Origin of the sequence: Desulfonatronum sp. SC1 (assembly GCF_003046795.1) — a bacterium.
Classification (GTDB): Bacteria; Desulfobacterota; Desulfovibrionia; order Desulfovibrionales; family Desulfonatronaceae; genus Desulfonatronum.
In genome coordinates this window covers 42,769-66,161 of sequence record NZ_PZKN01000020.1, presented here as the reverse complement: position 1 = coordinate 66,161, position 23,393 = coordinate 42,769, and the positions used below count along the sequence as shown (strand labels likewise).

Sequence of the window (23,393 nt, the reverse complement as noted above, 5' to 3'; positions counted from 1 at the left end):
ACGATAAAAAATGTAAAGAAGCCGAGGCGGATGGTCAACAGCAAGTGGAGAGGGAGGGAGATACGCGGCATGTGAAGGAACCTTTTGACATCCGTGGGGCAACAACCTAAATTTCGCCTCTTTTGCCCGCCCTATTCCATTTTAGAGGTACAATCACCATGCTTCAGTTTGTTTTTGACGGCGATGCTCTGGCCTTGGCGCTGGAGATCGCGGCGTCGGACTCCGTCCCGGGCGATGACCGGGAGCGAACGGCCATGGCTTCCCTGCTCGCCATGGCCAGGGACGAGACACTCGGGCTGTGGGTTCATCCGCACACGGTGTCCGACCGCTTGACCCGAAGGCGGCGAGAGCTCGCCCTTGAAGGTGTCTTTCCGACGCAAGGGAAGGGGTCCGTTTCGGAGTTGGCGGGTGGGATGGCCGCCCTGCTGGAGACCGTCCGCCTGCTGCCCGCTCCGGGCGTGCAGTTGGTGCAGGTTTTACACCAGGAAACCAGGGACCCGTTATTGGACCTGACCCTTCTCGCCGCTGAAGAATATCTTGGAAGCTTTATGCTTGTCTCGCGTCTGGCCGAAGAATCGCCGATCCGACGGCTCACCCCGGAAGCCTGTGTGCGCCTAGTCGCCGAGGATCTGGAATCCGAATCTTCCGGAAACGGTGCGGCTCCCGTGCCTTTCGTGGATTTGAAGGCCCAGCAGATGAGCATCTACCCGGTTCTGGAGGCGAACATCTTCCAGGTCGTGAAGAGTTGCAAGTACATTCTCGGGCCGGAAGTGGAGGAACTGGAACAGCGCCTGGCCGACTACACCGGGACGCGGCACGTGGTCTCCTGCTCCTCCGGCACCGAAGCCCTGTCCCTGTCCTTGATGGCCTACGACATCGGACCCGGAGACGCGGTCTTCACCACGCCGTTCAGCTTTATCGCCACGGCCGAGGTGATCAGCCTGCGGGGGGCCACGCCGGTTTTTGTGGACATCGATCCCCGGACCTTCAACCTGGACCCGGAGAAGCTGGACGCGGCCGTGACCGCCCTGGTTTCCGGAAAGGGCGATCACCCGTTGCCCGATGCAGCCCAAGGGCTGACGCCCCGGGCCGTGATCACCGTGGACCTGTTCGGTCTGCCCGCGGACCACGCCCGTATTCGCGAGGTCGCGGCCAAGCACGGCTTGCGGGTCATTGAGGACGCGGCCCAGTCCTTCGGCGGGATGGAGCGTGGCCGACGAGCCTGCGCCTTGGGCGACATCGGCTGCACCTCGTTTTTCCCTGCCAAGCCTCTGGGTGGGTACGGTGAAGGCGGTGCCTGCTTCACGGACGACGCGGAACTGGCCGAACGGATGCGGTCCATCCGGGTCCACGGTCAGGGCACGTCGCGCTACGAACATGCCCGGCTAGGCACCAACGCCCGATTGGACAGCCTCCAAGCCGCCGTATTGCTGGCCAAGATGGACGTCTTTTCCCTGGAGTTGGAGCGGCGCGAAGCCCTGGCCGCCAACTATTCCCGGCTTCTGGAAACCTGCGCCCTGACTCCCCCGTACATTCCCGAGGGATTCGGCTCGGGCTGGGCCCAGTATTCCCTGCTGGCCCGGGACGAGGCCCACCGGGACGCTTGTCGGCAAGCCCTGGCGGATGCCGGGATTCCCAGCGTGATCTACTACCCCATTCCCCTGCATTTGCAACGCGTTTTTCAGCCGTTGGGCTACGCGACGGGGGACCTGCCGGTCTGCGAGGCCACGTCGCGTCGTATTTTCAGTCTGCCCATGCATCCCTATCTGTCCAGCCGAACCCAGAAGCGGATCGCCCGGGTTCTGTGCGATATCGCTCCGAGGTAAGTGAACACCTCGGGCACATAACGAAAATGAGAGCATCATGAACGATTCCCAACCACTCAAGGTCGGCCTGATCGGGGTCGGCAAGATGGGCTGCAACCATTTACGGGTGCTGTCCTACATGAAACCGGTGCAGGTGGTCTTTATTCACGACCGCAACCGGGATAAAGAGGCCAAGCTGGCCGAGGAATACGGCACGCGACCGTCCGATGACCTGGGAAAAGATTTGGCCTTGGTGGACGCCGTGGTCCTGGCCACGCCGACCTCCACCCACCTGGAGTACATCGAGTTGGCCAGTCGGTTCGTGACCAACATGTTCGTGGAAAAGCCGCTCACGGACAGCCTGGAGACCACCCGGGCCGCGGCCAGATTGGCTCGGGACAAGGGCCTGCGCATCCAGGTGGGTTTCATCGAGCGCTTCAACCCAGTGGTTACGGAGTTGGTCAAGATCGTCGGCCGCTCCACGGACGTGGTCAACATGGACCTGACTCGCACGGACAAGGTTCCGGACCGCAACCTGGACGTGGACGTGGTGTTGGACTTGATGGTTCACGATCTGGATCTGGCCCTGCACTTGCGCGGCCCGGTGGAGCGAATTCAGGCCTTTGGTCACGCCCAGGACGGGTTGACCGCCCTGGCCCATGCCGTGCTGGTCCACAGCAACGGGACCATTTCCCGGGTCATGGCCAGTAAGATCACCGAAAAACGGATCCGTCAGATCGCCGTGACCTGTCCGGAAATGTACGTGGAGGCGGACCTGCTGCAGAAGGAGCTGGTCCTGCACCGCAAGACCGTGGCCCAGCGGTACGCGGACTTATCCCTGGCCTCGGTGCGCGAGGCCGTGTTCGTGCCTCATGAGGAAGCCTTGCTGGGGCAGTTGCTGGCTTTCGCCGGATACTGCCGGGGTCGGGACTGCTCGGTCCCGCCCGCCGTGCCCACGGTGGAGGCGGCGGTGGCGTCCATGGAACTGGCCGAGGTGATCCGCAAAAGCATCACGGAAAACGCCACCGCGCCTGTCTCGTTTCAGCCCATCGGATTCTGAACATGGTCGCGCCCCGGGTTTGGCTCAGCGCCTGCGAACCGTCCGGCGATCTGCACGCCGCGCTTCTGGCCGGCGCGTTGCACGAATTGCATCCCGGAATCCAACTTTCCGGCATGGGCGGTTCGGCCATGGAGGAACAACGGGTCGAGCTGCGGCTGCGCATGGAGGGGCTTTCGGTGATGGGCGTCTCCGAAGTGTTCGCCTATCTGCCCCGGGTGTTCGGGATGTGGCGGACCATCCGCAAAGAGCTGGCCGCGTGGCGACCCGACGCCGTGGTCCTGGTGGATTCGCCGGACTTTCACTTCCGGGTGGCCCGGATGGCTTCCTCCTTGGGGATACCGGTCTTCTACTACATCAGCCCTCAGGTCTGGGCTTGGCGTCAAGGCCGGGTCGCGTTCCTGAAGCGCCACGTCCGGAGGATGTTCTGCATCCTGCCCTTTGAGCCGGAGTTTTATCGTACGCGGGGGATGGACGCGGAATTCGTCGGCCATCCCCTGGTCGGTGAATTGTCGCGCCCGGAAATTCCGTCCGTCGCCCCAAAGCCGAACCGGATCGGCATCCTGCCGGGCAGCCGCAAGTCGGAAATCCAGCGGATGATGCCGGTTTTCGCCCAGGCGGCTCAGGTACTGCTCACGGAGAACTCGGAGCTCGAGTTTTACGTGGTCAAGGCGCCCAGCGTCGGCGAGGAACTGCTTCGCGAGTACTGCCCGGATCAGCTTCCCCTACGCTTCATCGAAGCCAAGGATCGGTACGCGGCCATGCGTTCCTGCGCCCTGATTCTGGCCACCTCCGGAACCGCGACCCTGGAATGCGCCCTGCTCCAGGTGCCGACCATCGTGGCTTATCGCTTCTCCCGGCTCAGCTTCCTGGTCGGCGTACGGCTGGTCAGAGTGCCGGCCATCAGCTTGGCCAATCTCGTGCTCCGTCGAGCAGTGCTTCCAGAGTTCATCCAGAACCAAGCCCGACCCGAACTCATCGCGGCCCAGGCTCGAGAATGGCTCGCTCACCCAATACGGATGGATCGTATCCGCCATGAGTTGGCCCGGTTGCCCGCACTCCTGACCTCTTCTCCCGGCTCCTTCGAAGAGCCACGGGAAGCCCCCGCCCAACGCACCGCCGCGATGATCCTGCGCGATCTTTCGGGTGAGGGCTGATTTTCGGTTTTTAAAAGGTCATCGAAGAGAGGGCGGCTACGGAGCCATTTCTTGGCGCTTTACATCATCGACGATTCCAGAGTAACCTTATTAGTTCACGGCGCCTTCGTTGATTCCAGACGAGGCGTGAGCAGTTCCCGTTAACAGTCCGTTCAAAACCCCAACTGCTGCGTCGCTGCAAAAAGTTCAAACTCTTACGTATCAATAAATACGCTTCGACCTTGAACTTCTCTTGCTTCTTGCACTTGGGGTTTGTGAACGGACTGTCGATAAAGGTTTTTTTTCTCAGTTAATTCAACCTCAATGCAGGAGAACAGTGAGATGGTACGATCAGTGAAAATCATGGCGGTCGGTCTGGCCTTGGCGTGTTTCACCATGCTCGGCCAAGCTCAGGCCCAAGGTCAGGGGCAAGTTCCGGTGAAGATACTTTCCGACCAGATGGATTATGTTCAGGAGAACAATACCGTCATTTTCCGGGGTAATGTTCATGTGGACCGCGAAGACTTCCAAATTTGGAGCGACAAGCTGACGGTGTTCATGGAATCTTCCGGAGAGCAGGGGAAAATGTCCATGGGCCCGGACGGCTCCCAGGACATCGAGAAGCTGCTGGCCGAAGGCTCCGTGCGCATCGAGCGCGACAAGCAGGTAGGCACCAGCGAAAAGGCCACGTATTGGACTAAACGCGGCGTCGTGGTCATGGAAGGCAACCCCGTGCTGAAGGACGGCGAAAGCTCCATCAGCGGGGAAGTGATCACCTATCATCTGGAGGACAATCGCGGGGTGGTGGAAGGCGGTGAGCGCCAACGCGTCCAGGCCATTTTCATGGCCCCGCCCACGCCGTAGTCCGCATGTATCTGGCTGGTCGTCATTCATGAATAAAAAAGGCGGCTCCTTAAGGAGCCGCCTTTTTTATTCATGAATGACGAGAAGATTTTTCAATAATCCGCTCCCAGAAGGTCTGCCGTGCGGCGGATGGCGTTTTCAATGGCCCGTTCACCGGCGGCGATTTCATTGGTGCCGACTTCAAAGGTTTCATATTCGGAAATATGGCCGGAGGACCAAATCCGTGAGCCGTCGACCGCGTTGCGAAATTCGGTCTCCAGAATAATGGTGGCGCGTTCACGGAGAGTCTGATCCTGGGCTCCGGAGAGTTCCGTGTCCGTGGAGTAGGAGATGATGCGCAGGACGACATGCGCTTCAGCATGTTCGGCGTCGACCCAGTCCACCTGGGCGCGGCGCGTGAATTCGTCGCGGAATCGCGAGCGGAGGTATGGATCGATCCAGGCTTCCAGGGTTGGATTGTCCACTTCTTGGATATGGATGCTCACGATCCCGCGGGGAAGCGTGATCGGGGCGCTGGCGCTGAAGTGATAGCCGCAACCCAGCAGCAGGAGGAAGAGGCCGAATGTCAGATATGGGAAAAACCGTTGCATGCTTGCCGTCCTTTGCGTTGTCGGATGCGTTCTTGTGGTTGAATGATGGTGCGTCGGTGTTTGCGAGGACTAATTCAGGCCCAAGCCCAGCATGTCCTCCAAGCCTTTAAGGGATATCTGCAGCTCGTAGCGATCTTCATCCGGGGTTTGGGTGAAGAGAAATCCCAGGTAATAACATTGGTGCGTGAAGCCGATGCCGAAGATTTTTTCGATATCTTCCTTATCTACGAGGTCTCGCTTCCAATCGGCTCGCGCGGACCACCCCCGAGGAAGATGGATCAAGCCTCCGATGCGGAGAATCTCGCGTTTTTGCTGGTTTGGGCGCCAGATGTCGTCGGTGACTTCAGAGCGGAAGTCAAATCCGAAATACGCCGACCCAAGGCCGGGATACGTCCCGTGCAGCATGTGCTCATGCTCGGTGATGGTATTCGTGTAGGGCGAATACCAGGATCGACTGATCAAATCGATGTATTGCCCGGGAGAAAGGACCACGTCCGTCCGGATGTCGGAAAAGGGGCGCCGTTCGTAGTCGTCCAGGTTGTCGTCGCGGCTGGCTTCTTCGAAGTCGTACGCCTGGTCGAAACGAACCCGCAGGAAGTTGCGATAGGTGGTCCTGACCCGGAGCGTGTCCTCGGTAAGAGAAGTTTCCTCGGTCCTCGGGCGTCTTTCGACCTGATCCATGCGCCGATTGAAGATGTTGTGCAGGCTGTAGGAGAGGCGGTTATACTTGTTGATCCGGTCGTCACGGGTGAACAGCGGGTTATTGTCCTGGTCCACATGGGGAACGTACAGGTAGGTCAACTCGGGTTGGATCGTGTGCTTCATCCTGGTCCAGTGCGTATTGCCGACATTGTCCAGGGTCGGCGTGACCAAGTCCTGCTTATTGAAATCATAAATATTGAACAGGGATGTGAAGGCGTCCACGCGAAAATCCGGAATCCCGCGTTCGTTAAAGTCTTTGGATTCGTCCACGGTGTCCGGAATTCCCCGGACTTGCTGGTGCTTGTCGATGGCGTACAGGGTTTGCCGCCAACCGGTGCTGGGGGTCAGGGTGCCGAAGCCGGTGTTCCAGGGTAGACTGAGACGGGGGAAAATTTCGGCTCTGGCGCCGGTAGTGCCCATTTCCCGCCAGAAATAGACAGCCTGGGTTTTGGTCTCCAGTTCAAACGGAGTCTCCCCGATACTGGTTTTGTAGAGATCCAGGTTCAGCTCCGGGAGGCGTTGCAGGGTGGGGTTTTCATTGCTGGGGTTGTTATCCGTCCAGTACTGGAGGGCCTGGGTGTAGTACATTGCCCCGCGGAACCCGACCTGGCTCCAGTTGCGGCTGAGTTCCACGGCGTTGCTCCGGTACAGGGAGTCGATGTTGTTCATTCCGCGGCCGAAGTCGCGGAGCATGGTGTCATGGACCCGGGTGTATCCGGAATGTCCGTGCTTGAACTCGCGCAGGTAGTTCTGATCCGAGACCATGTCCAGGTCCAGCTTGGTCCGCCACAGCGGATCGCCGAGGTAGCCGTCGTATTTTCCACGAATCCAGTAACGGTGCTTGTTGTCCCGGGTCAGACCATCGCCGCGGAACTGGGGGTCCTCGTCTGCCTCGGTGGGGGCTGTTTTGGAGTCGTGCAGCCAGTCGGCCTGCCAGACGCCCTTGGAATCCAGATTGGTGAAGTGTCGGTATTCCATGCCGGTCATCACGCCGCGTTTGCTCATCATGTTGGCGTAAAACGTAGCATCCTGTTCCTCATCGATGGCCCAGTAGTAGGGTAGGCTGAGGCCGGCTCCCAAGCGGGAGCTAAAAGACGGCTCGGGAATCAGGAAACCGCTTTGGCGTTCGGTCTTGACCGGGAAAATCATGTACGGGGAGTAGAGAACGGGTGTGTTCTTGACTTGAAAGCGGGGGTGCCACATCTGGGCGTAGCCGCCGGTGGTGACTTCGCCCTCGCTGCTTTTGATGGACCACGCCGGAACGGGACCGTCGCAGGTGGTGAGGTGCGCTCCCTTGAAGGCGTAGGTTCGTTCACAACGCTTTTCCAGAAGATCGCCTCGGATGTAGACGTGATCCTGGGCCATGAACATCTCCCCGTCGGTCACCCAGCCGACGTTGTTCAGGAGATCGAAGTCCGCCCGGTCGCCTACGAGAATGTCTCCGTCCCATTCAATCCGGACGTTGCCGTTGAGAAGAGCGAAGCCGGTCTCCCGAAAGTAACGCGCCGTATCCGCCTGGATCAGGTTCGGGCCCTGCCGGATCAGTACGTTGCCGTGAGCTTCAAAAATCTGTTCAGCTTGCAGGGACTCGACTCGGTCGGCCTCCAGGGTCCAGGGAAGTTCGGGGCTCGTGGACAAATCCTGTTGGAACATGGACTGGGCGTTTCCGGCGTGCGGCCATGCAAGCAGGAGGCCGAGCAGGGTCAGAGCCAAGCTGAGGACCACGGTTCGGGGGCGCGCGACGGGTCGGCGAGGGGTGGGGAAAGAGTTCGTCATGGGGAAAAGGACTCCTTGGCGAAAGCAGTATGATGACAAAGCTGCATTCCCTTAATCCGTTTCAGGATTTGAGTAAAGAAAGTCTTGTTTCCAGGTGGGACATGGATTAATGATGCGGACATTGACCTTGGGGGTTGTTTTCAGCGCGGTCGCGCGTGGCTTTGGCCGCAAGGCTCGTCGACATTTTGAAGCCGGGGAGGATGAAGGTGAACATATTGAAGTTCGGACGATGGTACATGATCTGTTTCGTGGCGGTGAGTCTGCTGCTTGTCGGCGCGGGATGCGGCAAAAAAGGCTGGCCCGAGCCGCGATTGGACGAGGATCGCTTTTCCTGGGGGCAAGTCCAGCACCAGCGTCAGGGAGCGTGTCTGGATGCCAGGGCTCTGGTGCATGGGGCTGCCAACAAGCTCGGCTTCGTCTATCTGGAGTGGATGCGCCTGGACACCTCCGAGGACTGTCCCGACTGCCCCTTTGTGGTGACCGAAAGGGTCCGCCTGGGCGACGGATCCAGCGAGTTCAAGCGGCAGAACGGGGTGATTCGGATTCTGCTTTGCGAATGGGATCCCGAGGCCTCGTACCGCTGGCGGTTGGTCGGGCTGAATGTTCATCGCGGATTGGGCTCGGTCACTTCCCAGGTGGAGTTCTCGCGCTGATTGATTCCGGTTTCTTGACCGGTCGTGACAAAACAGGAACGCCCCGGCACCTTCATAAGGCACCGGGGCGTTCCCGTTTTGCGCTGGAACGGTTTGGCCAGCGGTATACGGCGGGACGACCCGCTACAGCAAAGGCAGGTACCTGTCGATCTCGTACTGGGACACCTGAATACGGTAGTCGTCCCACTCCTTCTTCTTGTTCTCGATGAACTTGGAAAAGATATGTTCGCCCAGGGCTTCCTTGAGTAGAGAGCTTTGCTCCAGGACGGCCACGGCCTCGCCGAGGCTGCCCGGCAGGGAGTCGATGTGGTGCTGGGAGCGTTCTTTGGCGGACATTTCAAAGATGTCTTCTTCCACGGGGTCGGGCAGCTTGTAGTTCTCTTCCATACCCTTGAGCCCGGCGGCGAGCATCACGGCGAAGGCCAGATAAGGGTTGCAGGCCGGGTCCGGGGAGCGCAGCTCTACTCGGGTGGCCACTTCCTTGCCGGGTTTGTACAGCGGCACCCGGACCAGGGAAGAGCGATTGCGACGGGCCCAAGCCAGGTAGACCGGGGCTTCGTAGCCGGGAACCAGCCGCTTGTAGGAATTCACCCATTGGTTGGTCACGGCGCAGAATTCCGGGGCGTGCTTGAGCAGGCCGGCGATGTAGCTCTTGCACTCAGCGCTCAGAAAAAACTTGTCGTTGGCATCGTGGAAAATGTTTTTGCCGTTCTTGAACAGGGACTGGTGGGTGTGCATCCCGCTGCCGTTCTGGCCGAAGATGGGTTTGGGCATGAAGGAGCAGTAGCAGCCGTGCTTGCGGGCGATCTCTTTGCACACGACCTTGTAGGTCACGGCGATGTCGGCCATGTGCAGGGCCTCGGCGTAGCGCAGGTCGATTTCATGCTGGCTGGGGGCCACCTCGTGATGGCTGTACTCCACGGTGATGCCCATGCGGTTCAGGGCGAAGATGATGTCCCGGCGGACGTCATTGCCCAGATCCAGAGGTGGGGCGTCGAAGTATCCGCCCTGGTCGATGATGATCGGTTCGTGGGCGGAGTCGAACAGGAAGAATTCCAGTTCCGGGCCGACATAGAACGTGTAGCCCTTTTCCGCGGCCTTGCTTAGGATGCGCTTGAGAACGTATCGGCTGTCCGCGACGTAGGGTGTTCCGTCGGGGTTCTTGATGTCGCAGAACATCCGGGCTACCGGGCGGTCCATGGGCCGCCAGGGCACCATCTGAAAGGTAGTCGGGTCCGGAATGGCGACCATGTCGCTTTCGTGGATCCGGGCGAAGCCGAGAATGGAGGATCCGTCGAAGCCCATGCCTTCTTCAAAAGCGTTTTCCAATTCACTAATGGTGATCTGAAAGCTCTTCAGCGTTCCGATGACGTCCACGAACCAGAATTGAACGAAGCTGACATTGTAGTCGCGTACCGCCTTCATTACGTCGTCGGCGTTTTTGCAGTTGAATACGGGTGAGTCGGTCATGCGGGAATCCTCCGAATGTTAAATTTGAACAATGATGAGAGTGACCTTCAAGTTAAAGGCCATGATGGAAAAAGTCATGGAAACAAGGAGCGTGAAGGATGCTCTCTCATGTCGGGTCGAGAAAAACTCTTCAAAAATGTAAACTTCCGCGGCAGCGTGGCGGACGATGTTTACGTTTTTGTCAAACTCGACATCCGGTCTCTCCGCGGAACAGGTCTCACCGGACGTTGAGCTTGTCCAGGGCGTCCCGCAAGGTGTTCTCGAGGCTGTCCTCGGAGCGCAGAATATGGTCGGCCAGGTTCATGTAGATCGGGCTGCGCTGGATATTGCTTTGGATCAGTTCCTGCTCCGGAGTCAGGCCGGAGAGAGGCGGGCGGTGGTCCGGGTTTGGTGCCGCGTTCAATCGTCCGAGCAGGGTGGAGATTTCGGTCATCAAATAAAAGGTCGTTCCGGATTGTTGAATCAGTTCTTGATTTTTCAGGGCCAGGACGATGCCGCCTCCGGTGGCCACGACTTGGCCGCGTTGGGCGCAGATCTCCTGCAATACCTCGGACTCCAGGCCGCGGAAGGCGTCCCAGCCGTCCGAGGCCACGATGTCGGCGATGCTCCGTCCGGACTTGTCCACAACCAGAGCGTCGGTGTCCATGAAGCGCATTTCCAGGCGCTGAGCCAGGAGTTTGCCCAGGGTGGACTTGCCGCTGGCCCGGAGCCCGACCAGGAAAATGTTGGTCGATTGTGAATCGAAGACTTTTCGTGTTCCCGGGGTGTGGACCATTCGGGTGTCGGGATCGCCCACCTGAATTGTGTTCTGAATGAACCTGTTCATACTTCGATCCTCCAATCCATGGGCATGGGATCGTCCGGAAAATCGGCTTCGGTGCATCGGCCCGGCAGCAGGTGGAAGGTCTTATCGTCCAGAGCGATGGTCCGTTCTTCGCCCTCGCGGCCGGTGATGGACAGCCTGGCCCGGCCGTGCTCCAGTTCCACGTCGTACCAGGTCCGCTGGAGTTGGAAGCGGAAGGACAGCTTTTGCCAGTGTTCAGGCAGCCGGGGCTGGATCACGGGGTGTTCTCCCGTCAGCTGTAGCCCGGCGAAGCAACGCAGGATGATGTCCAGAGTGGCGGCCATTACTCCGGTATGAATGCCCTCCTTGGTGGTCCCGCCCTGGGTGTCGTAGACGTCGCTTTTCATGGCTTCCACGAACCAGCGCCACGTTCCGGCGTCGGAGTGGATGAAGTAGGAAACCACGGCGTGGACCACTTTGCTCAGGGTGGAACCGTGGCTGGTGCGCGGCTCGTAGAAATCGTAATTTTTCTGGAGCAGTTCCAGGGGGTCGTCGATCTCGTGCCCCAGTTCGCGCAGAATGTGAGCCACTTCGTCGGGGTCCAGCAGGTAGTACATCATCAGCACGTCGGCCTGCTTGGCCAGTTTGTAGTTGTCCGGGCTGTCCCCCTCTGCCTTGAGGATGCGGTCCATGCGATGAATGTCATAGTAGCGGCGGCGGTAGGCATCCCAGTCCAGCTCTTTCAGATCCATATACCCGTCAAACTGATGGATGATGCCTTCAGGTGACAGCAGCACGTTCAGCTTGTGGATCATGTCCCGCCACTTCTCCGTCTCCGAGGGGTCAAAGCCGATCCTGTCGCGCAGCTTCTTCATGGTCGCGGAGGGCAGGCGCTCCACCAGTTCCAGGGCTCGTTCCAGGAGCCAGACCACCATGACGTTGGTGTAGGCGTTGTCCTTGATGCCGGGCTCTTCGGAGCCGGGCAGCTTTTCATGGAACTCATCCGGTCCCATTACACCCTCAATGTGGTAGCGGTCCGTCTCAGGGTCGAACCGGGCGATGTCCGCCCAAAACCGGGCGATTTCCAGAAGCATTTCCGCGCCGTAGTCCCGCAGGAACCGCTCGTCCTTGGACCAGTTTACGTAGCGCCAGACATTGGCGAAGATGGCGATGGAAACGTGGCGCTGTCTGCGGCTAAGATCCGGGTCCCAGGTCTTGCCGGCGGGATTGTAGTGAATTTCCTGGGTCTCCTCGTCGCCGCCGTCCGCGGTCTGCCAGGGGTACATGGCCCCCTTGTAGCCGTACTGGCTGGCGTACTCCCGGGCTCCGTCCAGGCGGTGGTAGCGGTAGAGCAGCAGGGAACGGGATATTTCCGGAAAATGGAGATCGAAAAACGGCAGGATGTATATCTCGTCCCAGAAAATATGACCGCGATAGGCCTCGCCGTGCAGTCCTCGGGCGGGCATCCCGGTATAGAGCCGACGGTTGTGCGGCGAGGCCGTGGTCAGGAGGTGGTAGATGTGCAGACGGGTGGTGCGCTGGACGAAGCGGTCGCCCTGGATGCGGATGTCCGCCTTGTCCCACAACGCGGCCCAGGCCCGTTCGTGAGCGCTGAGAATCTTGGCAAAGGAAGCCTGTTTTCCGGCCAGGCTGGAAGCCGCGCTGCCCAGATCCTGGACCCCGTCCAGGGAGGTGTACACCGCGACGATTTTTTCCAGAGCGTAGGTCCGGTTCTCGTAAGCATGGAAGCGCAGTTCCTCCCCGATTTCCGCGTCGCTCTTGAAAACCTCGCGTTCCGGGGACAGGGGCTTGTTTTCCTCCAGCAGTCGGTTGTGGGCCTCCATGTGGATCTGGTAGCCGGAGCTGCTGGTCTTGACCCGCAGGCAGACCCCGGCGGCTGTCCGGCCGGAGTGCATCAGTTCCAGGTGCTTGGAGGTCAGTTGGGAGTACCGGGGCACGTTGGCGTTTTCCACGTTCCCGTCCAGGCTGACCCGCATGGTGATGGGCGCGGAGTAGTTGATGGGCGTCAGCTCGTAGCGTAGCGCGCAAAGATGGGGCTCGGCCATGCTGGCCAGACGCTCGGAGCGGATCCGGGTGATCAGGCCGTGGACGTCCCGGCAGATCATGGTCCGCTGCAGCACGCCGCGGCGCAGGTCCAGCTCCTGTTTGTAGCTGAGCAGTTCCATTTGCAGCGGGCTCAGGAATTTGCCGTTGCCGATCTTGAATTCCACCGGCAGCCAGTTCGGGCAGTTCACGAAATCGTTGTTGAAGATTTCCTTGCCGTGAACCATGCTCGGGACGCGGTTGAAGATGCCCGCCATGTAGGTTCCGGGGTAGTGGTAGAAGGAGGCCCGTTCGCCCTCGAAGCATCCTCTCGTGCCGATATACCCGTTGCCCACGGTGGTCAGGGTTTCGCGAAGTTTCTCGTCACCGCGATCCAGGCCGACATAGCCGAGCTTCCAGCCGTCCCCAGGCAGTTCGTGCTCGAACCAGGCCAGGATGTCCTCGGGGCAGGTTTCCGACAAGTCGCCCAGAACCATGTCCGCGCCGAACTGGCGCAGCATTTCTCCTTCGCCGTTGCGCGCCAAGCCGATGATCATTCCGAAGTTGCCGGCTCGTCCGGCCTGGACCCCGGCCAGGGCGTCGTCCACCACCAGGCATTCCCCGGGGTACCGGCCCATGGCCTTGGCCGCGGCCAGGAGCATGTCCGGATGGGGTTTTTCCCGGAGGCCTTGTTCGCGGAGCATCTCGTCATCCATGCGCACGTCGTACAGGCCTTCCAGGCCGGCAAGCTTCAGAATACAGTCGCAGTTCAGGCTGGAGGAGGTGATGCCGATTTGAAAGCCATCCTTTTTGAGGGATTGCAGCAACTCAACCGATGAATCGATAATTTTTGGGCCATGAGTGTTGAGCAGTTCCAGGAAAAGGTCGTTTTTTCGACGACACAAGCCGTGGATGGTCTGGAGCTCGACCGAGTCGTCCGACCGGCCATAAGGCGGTTCGATGTTCCGAGATTTGAAAAAACTCAGCGCGCCTTCAAAGGCCGGGCGGCGTTCCAGGTGGTTGCGGTAGTCGCCTTGCGGATCAAAGGGCCGGAACGGGCTGCCTTCCTTTTCGGCGACGTTTTCCAGGAACGGATTGAGGATCTGTTCCCAAGCCTTGGCGTGCAGATGGTCGGTGCTGGTCAAAACGCCGCCCAGATCGAAGATGGCCGCCTTGGGTTGTGTTCCGGTCATGATTCCTCCCGAAAGGCAAAATGGTTGCATTGGTTGCAGTGGTCGCTAAGATGCGGGGCGCAAGGGCGATGAAAACGCGTCGCGTAACGATTCCGGCAAGCCATTCTGAGCAACGAAGCGGAGCAGGTCAACCTCTTCGGGACGATTTTCAGGGCGGTTTTGTCTTGGATTGAGGGGCGCGACACGTCTCATGACGGATTGCCAAGGGACGGAGGATGACCTATCCGTCGGGGCGGAGAAAAAAGTCGATGGAGAGGGTCTCGAACATGAACAAGCACGTCGACGTCGCCCCTCGCATGGTTTTCGCGGACCGACACGGACGGATCTTCGATCATCCCTCGCTGGGCATGGTGTGTCGGAACGGTTGGGAATTTCGTCGTCCGGAGCCCGAGGAACTGATCCCGCTACCAAAGGAATGCGAGTTGTTTTTGCTCCCTGGTCGGCGTGCCCTGGGCTGGGACTCGGACCGAGGGCGGATCGAGGCAGGGGATTGGACCGCGGTGGCGGCCTTCGTCAGTCCGGGATATACATTGAGCGCGGTTTGCGCCTATGAGACGGATCCCGGCGCACCGGTCCTGCCGCTGTTCGCCTACGGCGCGGTGGGGTATGCCCGGGGGCGATTTTGGGTCTGCGCGACCCGGGTGGATGAAGACCCGCGACAACGATTCGAGGGTATCTCCCCGAAGCGGATCCAGGCCGGGGCTAGGCAATGGTTGAAGACGTTTCCCGATAATCGGCTTGTTCGACATCTGGCCGACTGTGCTCTTGTCTCATCCTGCCCGGCGGCCCGGAATCTGGCCTTGGGCCGGTACGAAGCGCCATTGCCCACGTCGCGCTCCTGCAACGCCCGTTGCGTGGGCTGTCTGTCCCTGCAGCCGTCGGATTCCGGCTTTCCCTCCACGCAGAATCGAATCCGGTTTCGTCCTTCGTCCCGCGAAATCGTGGAAATCATGGATCATCATGGGCAATGTGAACCCAGGGCCATCTTTTCCTTCGGCCAAGGGTGCGAGGGCGAGCCCTTGACCGAGGCGGAGTTGATCGCTCGGGCGGTGCATGATTTTCGGGCGTCCGGCGGCCAAGGGACCGTGAACGTGAACACCAACGCCGGCCTGCCGGAGACGATTCCGGATTTGGCCCGGGCCGGGATGTCCTCGATTCGGGTCAGCCTGAACAGCGCTCGGGAAGCGGTGTATGCGCGATACCATCGTCCCCAGGGCTACGCTTTTGGTGACGTGCGGGAAAGCATCCGCAAGGCCAAGCAAGGTGGGTTGTTCGTGTCCCTGAATTACCTGTTTTTTCCGGGAATCAGCGACAGACCCGCAGACGTCGTGGCCCTGACCGAACTGGTCAAGGCCGAACAGGTGGATTTCATCCAGCTTAGGAACATGAACCTCGATCCGGAATTGTATCTGGGTCTGTACCGGAACGCCAGCGAAGAGCGGGAGACCGGAATGGGCTTGCAATCGATGATCCGGGAACTGCGCCGTCAGGCTCCGTGGATTCGCTTCGGCTACTTCAATCCGTATCTGGAGTGAGAGGCGGGCTTTTGAACAGCCCGCGGAATCGGACTGTATCAACATGCCGCCAGTGTTAGCGTGAATCAGAAGACGATCCGCACCTGTTCCTCGTCCTTGCCCTTGCGCTCTAGGAGTTCACCGATCAGGAAGGCTTCCTGATTCTGGGCGTTGAGCCGGGAAATGATCTCTTCGGCGTGCTGTCTGTCCACTACGAGCAGGAAGCCGATGCCCACGTTGAAAATTTGGTGCATTTCCTCCCAGGAAAGCCGACCGGCCTGCTTGATCCATAGAAATTCCTGGGGCACGGGCCAGGAGCCGAACTGGATCGAGGCCAGCAACTGGTTGGGGATGATCCGGGGAATGTTGTCATAAAAGCCGCCGCCGGTGATGTGGACCATGCCTTTGATGGGCAGGTCGCGCAGCAGGTTCAGTACCGGCTTGACGTAGATTTTGGTGGGGCTGAGCAGGACGTCGGCCACGGAATTCTGGGTTCCGGGGAAGGTGTCCTGGCCTTGCAGCTTGGATTCGGCGAGTACTTTGCGCACCAGGGAGTAGCCGTTGGCGTGGAATCCCGAGGAGGCCAGCCCGATGAGTTGGTCTCCGGGGCTGGAACGTGAGCCGTCGATGATCCTGGTGTCTTCGACGATGCCGACGCAAAAACCGGCCAGATCATACTCTCCAGGAGAATACAAGTCCGGCATCTCGGCGGTTTCCCCGCCCAACAGGGCGCATCCGGCCTCCTTGCAGCCGACGGCGATGCCGGTCACGACTTGTTCGGCCTGGTCCAGATCCAGCTTGCCCGTGGCGAAATAGTCCAGGAAGAAGAGCGGCTTGGCACCCTGGACGAGGATGTCGTTGACATTCATGGCCACCAGGTCGATACCTATGGTGTCGTGGCGCTGAAAGGCAAAGGCCAGCTTCAGCTTGGTGCCCACACCGTCCGTGGCCGCGACCAGCACGGGCTCGTTGAACTGGTTCATGTCCGGCTTGAAAAGGCCTCCGAACCCGCCGATGTCCGAAATGACCCCCTTGGTGTGGGTGGTCGAAATGGCTTTTTTGATCCGATCGACAAGCCGATTGCCTGCCTGGATGTCAACGCCGGCCTGTTGATAGGCCCGAGAGCGATGAGGCATCATGATGACGATTGCTCCTTGGGAATGTGATGACGAACGATTCAGGCAAACTACCACTCCCGCGTTCATTGTTCAAGGAAAATACTCGGTTTATCCCCGAATCGCCGATAAGGACTCCGGTAAGGAGGTACAGGATGCTTTGCCGATGGATATTGATATTGGGGCTTGGATTCGTCGTGGCCGTGTTTTCGTGTTTCGTAACCGCCGAGGAGTCATGGGCGTCGCATGTCCTGGCCCAAGCGGCAGGCGGAACGTATATCGGTACGGATGAGCGCTCGGGCGATTCCGTGATCCGAGTCGGCCCTTCCGGGGAATCAAAGCCGGGAACCCGGATGTATATGGACAGAAATCCCGGTCCGGGCGACGCATTGGGCGACAGAGTGATTCATGTGGTCCCGCCGCCGGAGGAAAAGCAGGAAACCGAAGTGCTCTTCGGCCCGTTGCTGATCACTCCGGAAATCACCTGGCCTGGAAACACCAAGCCTGGCATGACCAGGCCGGATATGACCAAGCCGGATATGACCAAGCCGGATATGACCAAGCCGGATATGACCAAGCCGGATATGACCAAGCCGGATATGACCAAGCCGGACCCGCGCGTGCCTCACGATCGCATGCCCAGGGAGCAAACAGCGCCCGGAAAGCGGGATTGAAGGCAATAGGCCCGAATTGGAACCATTTCCGGATCTGATCCCAGCGAGGAGGTGGCGATATGAGTACGTCCCTGATTTGTTCAACGGATGAGGCTCGTCTTTGGAAGCCGCTCAAGGATGCAAAGATCCAGTGCCGACTCTGCGCTCACTTCTGCGTTATCGCCGAGAATGAGCGGGGGCGATGCGGGGTGCGGGTCAATCGGCAGGGTCGGCTGTATACCCTGGTCCGGGACACGGTGGCCGCCTTGAATCTCGATCCGGTGGAGAAGAAGCCGCTGTACCACTATTTTCCCGGCACCAAGACTCTCTCGCTGGGGACCATGGGCTGCAATCTGTCCTGTTCCTTTTGCCAGAATTCCAGCTTGTCCCAACCGCCGCGCCGGGGCGAGGCCGTGCGTGGGGAACGAATGCAAGCGGAAGTCGTGGTGGACCTGGCCCTGCGTTCCAAGGCCGCCAGCATCTCATACACTTATTCCGAACCCACGGTTTTTTTCGAGCTGGTGGAGAACGTCGCCACACGGGCCAGGGAGCGGGGGCTGGGGAACATCATCGTGTCCAACGGGTTTCAAAGCAGGGAATGCCTGGAGTCCTGGGGGCCGTTGATCGACGCGGCGAATATCGATTTGAAGGCGTTCACCGAAGGGTTTTACAAGGACATCTGCGGGGCCAGGCTGCAGCCCGTCCTGGACAATCTGAAAACCATTCGCGGGCTGGGCTGGTGGTTGGAAGTCACCACCTTGCTCATCCCCGGACTGAACGACGAGCCCGGAGAATTGCGGGCCATGGCCGACTTCATTTATCGGGAATTGGGGCCCCAAACGCCCTGGCATCTGTCCCGTTTTCATCCCGACCATACCATGCTCGACCGCCCGCCTACACCGCCACAAACCCTCAAAAAAGCCTGGGAGGTCGGCAAGGAGGCCGGGTTGTCGCATGTCTACGTCGGCAATATCACCGGGGTCGCCGGGGAGGCGACTGAATGTTCCAGGTGCGGGACGCCGTTGCTGCTCCGGCAAGGATTCCACGTGCGAAACATCGGGATGGACGACGGAGCGTGCCGAGCGTGCGGCGCTCCGGTGGAAGGACAAGGCATGAAAACCATACCGTTGGAGGCGACGACGTGATCGTGGTGTACACCGGAGACGGCAAGGGCAAGACTTCCGCGGCCTTGGGGCAGATCCTCCGAGCCTTGGGGCACGATTTGCGCGTAGCCTGCGCGCAGTTCATGAAACGGGACGATGTTGCCGGGGAGCAGCGGTTTCTGGCGTCCCTTCTCGGGGACGACTTCCTTGTCGGAGGTCTGGGTTTTTTTCGGGACAACCAGGACTGGACCCGACACCGGGAGGCGGCCCTGACCACCTTGGACTGGGCCTCGGCCAAGGTCGCGGCCGATGTCGTCCAGGTCCTGGTGTTGGACGAGGTCCTGTACGCTCTGGGCGCGGGCGTGCTGGAGCAGGAAGAACTGCAAGCCTTGCTGGACAGGGCACGAGAGCGAAACGTGCATCTGATCATGACCGGACGCGGACTTCCGGAATGGCTCGGACGACAGGCGGACCTGATTACGGAAATGCTCCCCGTCAAACACCCTTTCAACCAGGGGCAAGGGGCGCTCAAAGGCATTGATTTTTGACACGTCGGGTCGTAGCGGGCAAGTCCGCGGCGGACTTGCCTTATTTCATTGGTTCGACTAGTTGTTCGTGGATCGGGGCGTAGCGCAGCTTGGCAGCGCACCTGCCTTGGGAGCAGGGGGTCGGACGTTCAAATCGTCTCGCCCCGACCAGCTTGAACAACAAAGGGTTGCGATGGATGATCATCGCGACCCTTTTCCTTTTTCTTTTCTTTTGGAGATATCAAGGATGACGAAGCGGGTTGAGAGATTTACGTCCACTATCTGGTGGAACCTTTTGTTGATTACCGTTGGATCGGTGATCATTTCCGCCGCGATGAAGGGCATCGTGGTGCACCACGCGTTTGTTCCCGGCGGGGTGTTCGGCGTCGGGTTGCTGATCTTTTATGCGTTTCCAGTGGTCTCCGCCGGCATTCTGTACTTTTTTTTGAACATTCCTTTGTTCGTGGTGGGCTGGGTCAATGTCAGTCGGCGATTTTTTTTCTATAGCCTGTTTGCCATGATCGTCGCCACCTTGACCTACGAGCTGATCGATCTGGACTTCGGCATTCAGGACCAGCTTTACGCGGCCATTGCCGCCGGCGGGATCATCGGTTTCGGGGCGGGCATCGTCCTGCGCTCCCTGGGATCCAACGGAGGGCTGGACGTGGTGGCCGTGTTGTTGAACCAGAAGTATAACATCGGCATCGGCAAGACCTACTTTATCTTCAATTTCGCCTTGTTCAGCGTTAGTCTGCTGGTGTTGGACATCGACCTGATCATTGCCTCTCTGATCCTCGTGTTCATCACCTCCGTGGTCCTGGAATCCACCCTGGGCATGTTCAACCAGCGCAAGCTCGTGCTGATCATCTCCGACCACAGCCAGGAGATCGCCGACGAAATGATCAACCACCTGAAGATGGGCGCGACGTTCATCCGCGGACACGGGGCTTACTCCCGGAAGGACAAGGACATCATCATGGCCATCACCAACAACATCGTCTTAAAGCGCCTGGAAGAACTTGTTTTTTCCAAGGACGAGCACGCCATTTTCGTCGTGGAAAACACGTTTAACGTGCTGGGCTCCAGTTTCGCAAAACGCAAGATATATTGATCTGTTCATTATTCAATCAGGAAGGGGAAAAAGTGCGCAAGCAATCCCCAGAATACACCCAAGACCAGTAGCGGGGTCAAGGCTGCTGCCCATTCTCCGAGCCTAACCTTGCGTTCCGGCTGCCAAGCCTCCGGGTGGTCGAGCTTTCGGGCGGCCACGGCCAGGGTTTGGGTCCATGTGGTCTGACTGAGCACCCGGAGCAGAGCCAGGGGGATCAGGCGGAGGCGGGTTGGCCAGGGGCAGTCCGGACAGCGCATGGCCAGACCTTGGCGCAGTCCGCCGACCGCGGCCAGGCCCAGGGGCAGGAAATGGATCATCAGGCTCAGGGCCAGTGCGGTTTTCCAGGCTCGGGAGCCGAGCACGGGCCGCAGATACCAAGCCAGGCCGAGGCCCAGGCGGCGCGGAGAGGTGGACAGGGTCAGGGTGAAGCCCAGCAGGAGCAGCGTTGCCAGCCTGACCCCCAATTCAGCCCCCGCTCCCAGTCCAGCGAGCAGATCGGCTCCTGCCCAGATATCCAGTCCGCACTTCAGTCCGGACCAGACCAAAACAAAAAGAAACGCCATCCGCCACAATGTCCCGTTGGACTTGGCGAATCCTCCCAGAGCCCGGCAGGACGCTCCGCCAAAGAGCGTCAGGAAAAACAAAATCAGCAGGGGAAGCTGCCAGAGGACCATGCCGACGAGCAAGGCGAAGGCCAGCTTGGGGCGGGCGTCCAGGGCCAGGAGGGCGCGGCCGAGTCCGTCGCGCGGGGTCGGGGCGAGCAGGGGGGCGACGGCCATGCTTCAGGTGAGTGGGATCGTGGTGGAAGATGGTTCGTGGCGGTCGTCCCAGGGCAGGATGCCCATCCCGGTCCGCCAGGAGCAGGGGGGGCGCACGTCCAGGGATTCCAGAAGGGGAAAGACCTCTCGTGCAGGGCCGAAGGCCGCCTGGCGACCAGCGGACAGGACCAGCCATAGGTCGGCCAGATCGGCCAGAGGCTCTAGATCGTGGCAGGCGATGATCTGGGTCAGGCCGTTGTCCTGGTTGGCCTGGAGCATGGCCCGGATTTCCCGAATGCCCGGATAATCCAGTCCGGCAAAGGGTTCGTCCAGGAGCAGTAGTTCCGGCTGGCGCAACAGGGCCGTGGCCAGGCAGAGTTTTCGCTTCTGGCCGTGGGACAGGGTGTGGACCGGGGTTTCCGGATCGGGCAGGCGCAGGCGGACGGCCAGATCCAGGGCTTCGTCGCGTCGCTCGGGCGGCAGTCCCAGGCAGATGTCCTCGTCGATGGTGGTGCCAATAATGGTCAGATCCGCCTCCTGGAGCACCAGGGCGGTTTTGCGCCGAACCGCATCGCCGTCCTGAAGCGCGTTCACTCCAGCGACCCGGAGGGTACCGGAGGACGGCGTCAGCAACCCGGCCAACAGTGCGAGCAGCGTCGATTTGCCCGCTCCGTTGGGACCGGCGAGGCCGAGGATTCGTCCCTTGTCCAGTTTGAAGCCTATGTCGCGGAGGATGGGGGCGGAGGTCGCATAGGCAAAGTGGACCGAAGCGGCGCTGATCACCGCGGCAGCAATCCCCGTCCGTGCATGATCCGCCATGTGGCCACGGCCATGACCAGCTTGACCAGATCCTGGAGGATGAACGGCAGGAAGCCGATGGTCAGGGCTTTGTGCCAGCCGATGTCCAGGACGCGGATCAGGTTGAGCAGTCCGCAGGCGTAGAGCAGGGTCAAGCCTGCCAACCCGGCCAGCAGACCGAGGATCCAACCGGGTGTCTGAGTGGTTTTTCGTGCCTGAGTGAGCAGACCGATGGCCCCGGCGGCCAGGACGAAGCCGATCAGATAGCCGCCCGTGGGGCCGAAAAGCACGGCCAGGCCGGACTTGCCCCCGGCGAACACGGGCAGGCCGATGCTTCCGGCGGCGACGAAAAGCAGAGCCGCGATCATTCCATGGGGCCAGCCCAGCAGAAAACCGGCCAACATGACGAACAGGGGCTGCATGGAAAAGGGCACCGGCCCCAGAGGGATGGTGAGGAACGACCCCACGGCGATCAAGGAGGCCATCAGGGCGGTCCAGACCATGACGTGGAGGGAGTGCAAGGATGTGGTGCCGGGCATGGTGAGCGATTCTTCCTGGTTGAGGGTGATCAAAAAAGGCCACGTAACGGACGCATGGTAAGAGACCTCTTGGAATCGCACAAGCCCTATCTTTTCTCCCTACTCCGTCACGGCATTCTTGATCAGTTCAAACAATCCACCCACGTCCTCCATCCCTCCCTCATGATACAGCACCACCTGAACCCGTGCATCGGGCAGGATTTTGACCAGATAAGTCAGCGGAATTTCCCCGGCGCCCACGGATTCGAACATGACTTGGCGCTCGTCGGGCAGCAGCGGATAGGGAACGTGGTGCGCGCGTTTGAAGCGCAGTACGCTGCGCTGGGTGTCTCCCACGCCGATGCCGATCATTTTCAGGCGCGGCCCGAGTTCGGGGTCGTCGCGGAGCATGGTGAACAGGCGGTTGTACTGGTCCACCTCCTGGACGCACTGGTAGCAGTTCTCGCCGTAATACTTGAGCAGGACGAACTCCGCGGGCACGTCGGCCAGTAAGAAATGTGCCGATTCCTGCTCCAGACCCAGGTAGGCGAAGTCCTGGCTCCTGTCCGCGGCGGTGAGTACGCAGGGCGGGAAGTATTGACCCGGCTGGAGGCGATGGGCGCGGGTCTCGCATACTTGAAGATCTGGGTAGTGCTCGCGCCAGGCAATATACCCAGCGGGATAACGGATGACGTTGGTATATCCCAGGCGCACGGCCCAGGCCGCGGCGATCTCGCTGAGCAGTCAGCGAAAGTCGCGGCAGTAGACCACGACGGGGCGGTCCTTGTCCGGCCCGAAGGTGTCCAGCATGGCTTCCCGGCGCTCCGGGGACAGGTCGCCTCGATCACGCAGATCCACGGGCAGGCTTACGGCCTCGGGCATATGGCCGGAAACGAACTCATAGGCAAAGCGCACGTCCACCAGCAGCACGTTGGGCTTTTCATCCATCAGTCGGCGTAGCTCCAGTGTGGTGATCAGGGCGTATCCGTCCCGATCCGCGATGCGCTGGGCCTGGGTGAACAATGGCGAGGTTTCTTCGGCGGCCAAGTCCGGGCAGGCGGTAATGAGCAAAAACAGAGAGACGGCCAGGGCCTTGAAATGGTTGGCGGTGTGGTTTCGATTCAGGTGCATGGATAGCCTCCCGTGTCGTGACGTGAACAAAAAAGCCGTCCTCCCCCCGCGTACGGGGTTTGGACGGCCTGAGTTTATCTCATCGAGCGAAC

At 60.1% G+C, this 23,393-nt stretch carries 20 protein-coding genes and 1 tRNA gene; 11 read left to right on the top strand and 10 right to left on the bottom strand.

Going from position 1 to position 23,393, the window contains the following annotated elements:
* The first annotated feature begins 158 nt into the window (after positions 1 to 158).
* The 4 genes from C6366_RS11720 to lptA all read left to right on the top strand — a co-directional run bounded on the left by C6366_RS11720 (position 159) and on the right by lptA (position 4,862).
* Positions 159 to 1,826: a DegT/DnrJ/EryC1/StrS aminotransferase family protein gene (locus C6366_RS11720; protein WP_306460429.1), complete on the top strand. Its 1,668-nt coding sequence runs from the start codon at positions 159 to 161 to the stop codon at positions 1,824 to 1,826.
* Positions 1,827 to 1,863: 37 nt separating this feature from the next.
* A complete protein-coding gene (locus tag C6366_RS11715; protein ID WP_107738131.1) occupies positions 1,864 to 2,865 on the top strand; it encodes a Gfo/Idh/MocA family protein in 1,002 nt (333 codons plus the stop codon).
* 2 nt (positions 2,866 to 2,867) lie between these two features.
* The gene (gene lpxB, locus C6366_RS11710; protein ID WP_107738130.1) at positions 2,868 to 4,019 is read left to right on the top strand and encodes a lipid-A-disaccharide synthase; all 1,152 of its coding nucleotides are present in this window, start codon (positions 2,868 to 2,870) and stop codon (positions 4,017 to 4,019) included.
* Positions 4,020 to 4,340: 321 nt separating this feature from the next.
* On the top strand, positions 4,341 to 4,862 hold the full coding sequence (gene lptA, locus C6366_RS11705; protein WP_158269760.1) for a lipopolysaccharide transport periplasmic protein LptA: 522 nt from the start codon (positions 4,341 to 4,343) through the stop codon (positions 4,860 to 4,862).
* A gap of 92 nt (positions 4,863 to 4,954) precedes the next feature.
* Here the strand turns inward: lptA and lptE are convergent, their stop codons facing one another.
* Together lptE and C6366_RS11695 are read right to left on the bottom strand one after the other, a co-directional pair.
* Positions 4,955 to 5,452 carry an LPS assembly lipoprotein LptE gene (lptE, locus tag C6366_RS11700; RefSeq protein ID WP_107738128.1) on the bottom strand — a complete coding sequence of 166 codons (498 nt, stop codon included), beginning with the start codon at positions 5,450 to 5,452 and terminating at the stop codon, positions 4,955 to 4,957.
* A 69-nt stretch (positions 5,453 to 5,521) separates the two neighbouring features.
* Positions 5,522 to 7,930: an LPS-assembly protein LptD gene (locus tag C6366_RS11695; protein WP_107738127.1), complete on the bottom strand. Its 2,409-nt coding sequence runs from the start codon at positions 7,928 to 7,930 to the stop codon at positions 5,522 to 5,524.
* 206 nt (positions 7,931 to 8,136) lie between these two features.
* Between C6366_RS11695 and C6366_RS11690 the strand changes: the two genes are divergently transcribed.
* Positions 8,137 to 8,583: a hypothetical protein gene (locus C6366_RS11690; RefSeq protein WP_146164840.1), complete on the top strand. Its 447-nt coding sequence runs from the start codon at positions 8,137 to 8,139 to the stop codon at positions 8,581 to 8,583.
* 123 nt (positions 8,584 to 8,706) lie between these two features.
* Here the strand turns inward: C6366_RS11690 and C6366_RS11685 are convergent, their stop codons facing one another.
* The 3 genes from C6366_RS11685 to C6366_RS11675 all read right to left on the bottom strand — a co-directional run bounded on the left by C6366_RS11685 (position 8,707) and on the right by C6366_RS11675 (position 14,073).
* Positions 8,707 to 10,053, bottom strand: a complete 1,347-nt coding sequence (locus C6366_RS11685) for a glutamine synthetase family protein (protein ID WP_107738125.1) — start codon at positions 10,051 to 10,053, stop codon at positions 8,707 to 8,709.
* 217 nt (positions 10,054 to 10,270) lie between these two features.
* Positions 10,271 to 10,879: a shikimate kinase gene (locus C6366_RS11680; protein ID WP_158269759.1), complete on the bottom strand. Its 609-nt coding sequence runs from the start codon at positions 10,877 to 10,879 to the stop codon at positions 10,271 to 10,273.
* Complete coding sequence (locus C6366_RS11675; RefSeq protein WP_158269758.1) at positions 10,876 to 14,073, bottom strand: HAD-IA family hydrolase; 3,198 nt, start codon at positions 14,071 to 14,073, stop codon at positions 10,876 to 10,878. Before C6366_RS11675 ends, C6366_RS11680 begins: the two co-directional genes overlap by 4 nt.
* Positions 14,074 to 14,339: 266 nt before the next feature.
* On the opposite strand from C6366_RS11675, the gene C6366_RS11670 reads away from it, so the two are divergent.
* Positions 14,340 to 15,608, top strand: coding sequence for a radical SAM protein (locus tag C6366_RS11670; protein WP_107738122.1), 1,269 nt, complete (start codon positions 14,340 to 14,342; stop codon positions 15,606 to 15,608).
* A gap of 65 nt (positions 15,609 to 15,673) precedes the next feature.
* Here C6366_RS11670 and purM read toward each other — a convergent pair whose 3' ends face one another.
* Positions 15,674 to 16,726 (bottom strand): phosphoribosylformylglycinamidine cyclo-ligase, encoded by a 1,053-nt coding sequence (gene purM, locus C6366_RS11665; protein WP_107738121.1) that lies wholly within the window; start codon positions 16,724 to 16,726, stop codon positions 15,674 to 15,676.
* Between the two features lie 131 nt (positions 16,727 to 16,857).
* Between purM and C6366_RS19630 the strand changes: the two genes are divergently transcribed.
* The 5 genes from C6366_RS19630 to C6366_RS11640 all read left to right on the top strand — a co-directional run bounded on the left by C6366_RS19630 (position 16,858) and on the right by C6366_RS11640 (position 20,096).
* The gene (locus C6366_RS19630) at positions 16,858 to 17,376 is read left to right on the top strand and encodes a hypothetical protein (protein WP_158269757.1); all 519 of its coding nucleotides are present in this window, start codon (positions 16,858 to 16,860) and stop codon (positions 17,374 to 17,376) included.
* A 59-nt stretch (positions 17,377 to 17,435) separates the two neighbouring features.
* Entirely contained in the window at positions 17,436 to 18,500 is a 1,065-nt protein-coding gene (gene amrS, locus C6366_RS11655) for an AmmeMemoRadiSam system radical SAM enzyme (RefSeq protein ID WP_107738120.1), read from the top strand.
* Positions 18,497 to 19,006 (top strand): cob(I)yrinic acid a,c-diamide adenosyltransferase, encoded by a 510-nt coding sequence (locus C6366_RS11650; RefSeq protein ID WP_107738119.1) that lies wholly within the window; start codon positions 18,497 to 18,499, stop codon positions 19,004 to 19,006. Before amrS ends, C6366_RS11650 begins: the two co-directional genes overlap by 4 nt.
* Before the next feature lie 73 nt (positions 19,007 to 19,079).
* A tRNA-Pro gene (locus tag C6366_RS11645) sits at positions 19,080 to 19,156 on the top strand.
* 76 nt (positions 19,157 to 19,232) lie between these two features.
* Positions 19,233 to 20,096: a YitT family protein gene (locus C6366_RS11640; RefSeq protein ID WP_158269756.1), complete on the top strand. Its 864-nt coding sequence runs from the start codon at positions 19,233 to 19,235 to the stop codon at positions 20,094 to 20,096.
* Between the two features lie 8 nt (positions 20,097 to 20,104).
* Here C6366_RS11640 and C6366_RS11635 read toward each other — a convergent pair whose 3' ends face one another.
* The 4 genes from C6366_RS11635 to C6366_RS20570 all read right to left on the bottom strand — a co-directional run bounded on the left by C6366_RS11635 (position 20,105) and on the right by C6366_RS20570 (position 23,301).
* Positions 20,105 to 20,875 (bottom strand): hypothetical protein, encoded by a 771-nt coding sequence (locus C6366_RS11635; protein ID WP_107738117.1) that lies wholly within the window; start codon positions 20,873 to 20,875, stop codon positions 20,105 to 20,107.
* 3 nt (positions 20,876 to 20,878) lie between these two features.
* Positions 20,879 to 21,673, bottom strand: coding sequence for an energy-coupling factor ABC transporter ATP-binding protein (locus C6366_RS11630; protein ID WP_107738116.1), 795 nt, complete (start codon positions 21,671 to 21,673; stop codon positions 20,879 to 20,881).
* Positions 21,634 to 22,191 (bottom strand): biotin transporter BioY, encoded by a 558-nt coding sequence (locus tag C6366_RS11625; RefSeq protein WP_107738147.1) that lies wholly within the window; start codon positions 22,189 to 22,191, stop codon positions 21,634 to 21,636. The genes C6366_RS11630 and C6366_RS11625 overlap by 40 nt, the downstream gene beginning before the upstream one ends.
* Before the next feature lie 99 nt (positions 22,192 to 22,290).
* Positions 22,291 to 23,301 (bottom strand): rhodanese-like domain-containing protein, encoded by a 1,011-nt coding sequence (locus C6366_RS20570; RefSeq protein WP_304481811.1) that lies wholly within the window; start codon positions 23,299 to 23,301, stop codon positions 22,291 to 22,293.
* Positions 23,302 to 23,393: the final 92 nt, after the last annotated feature.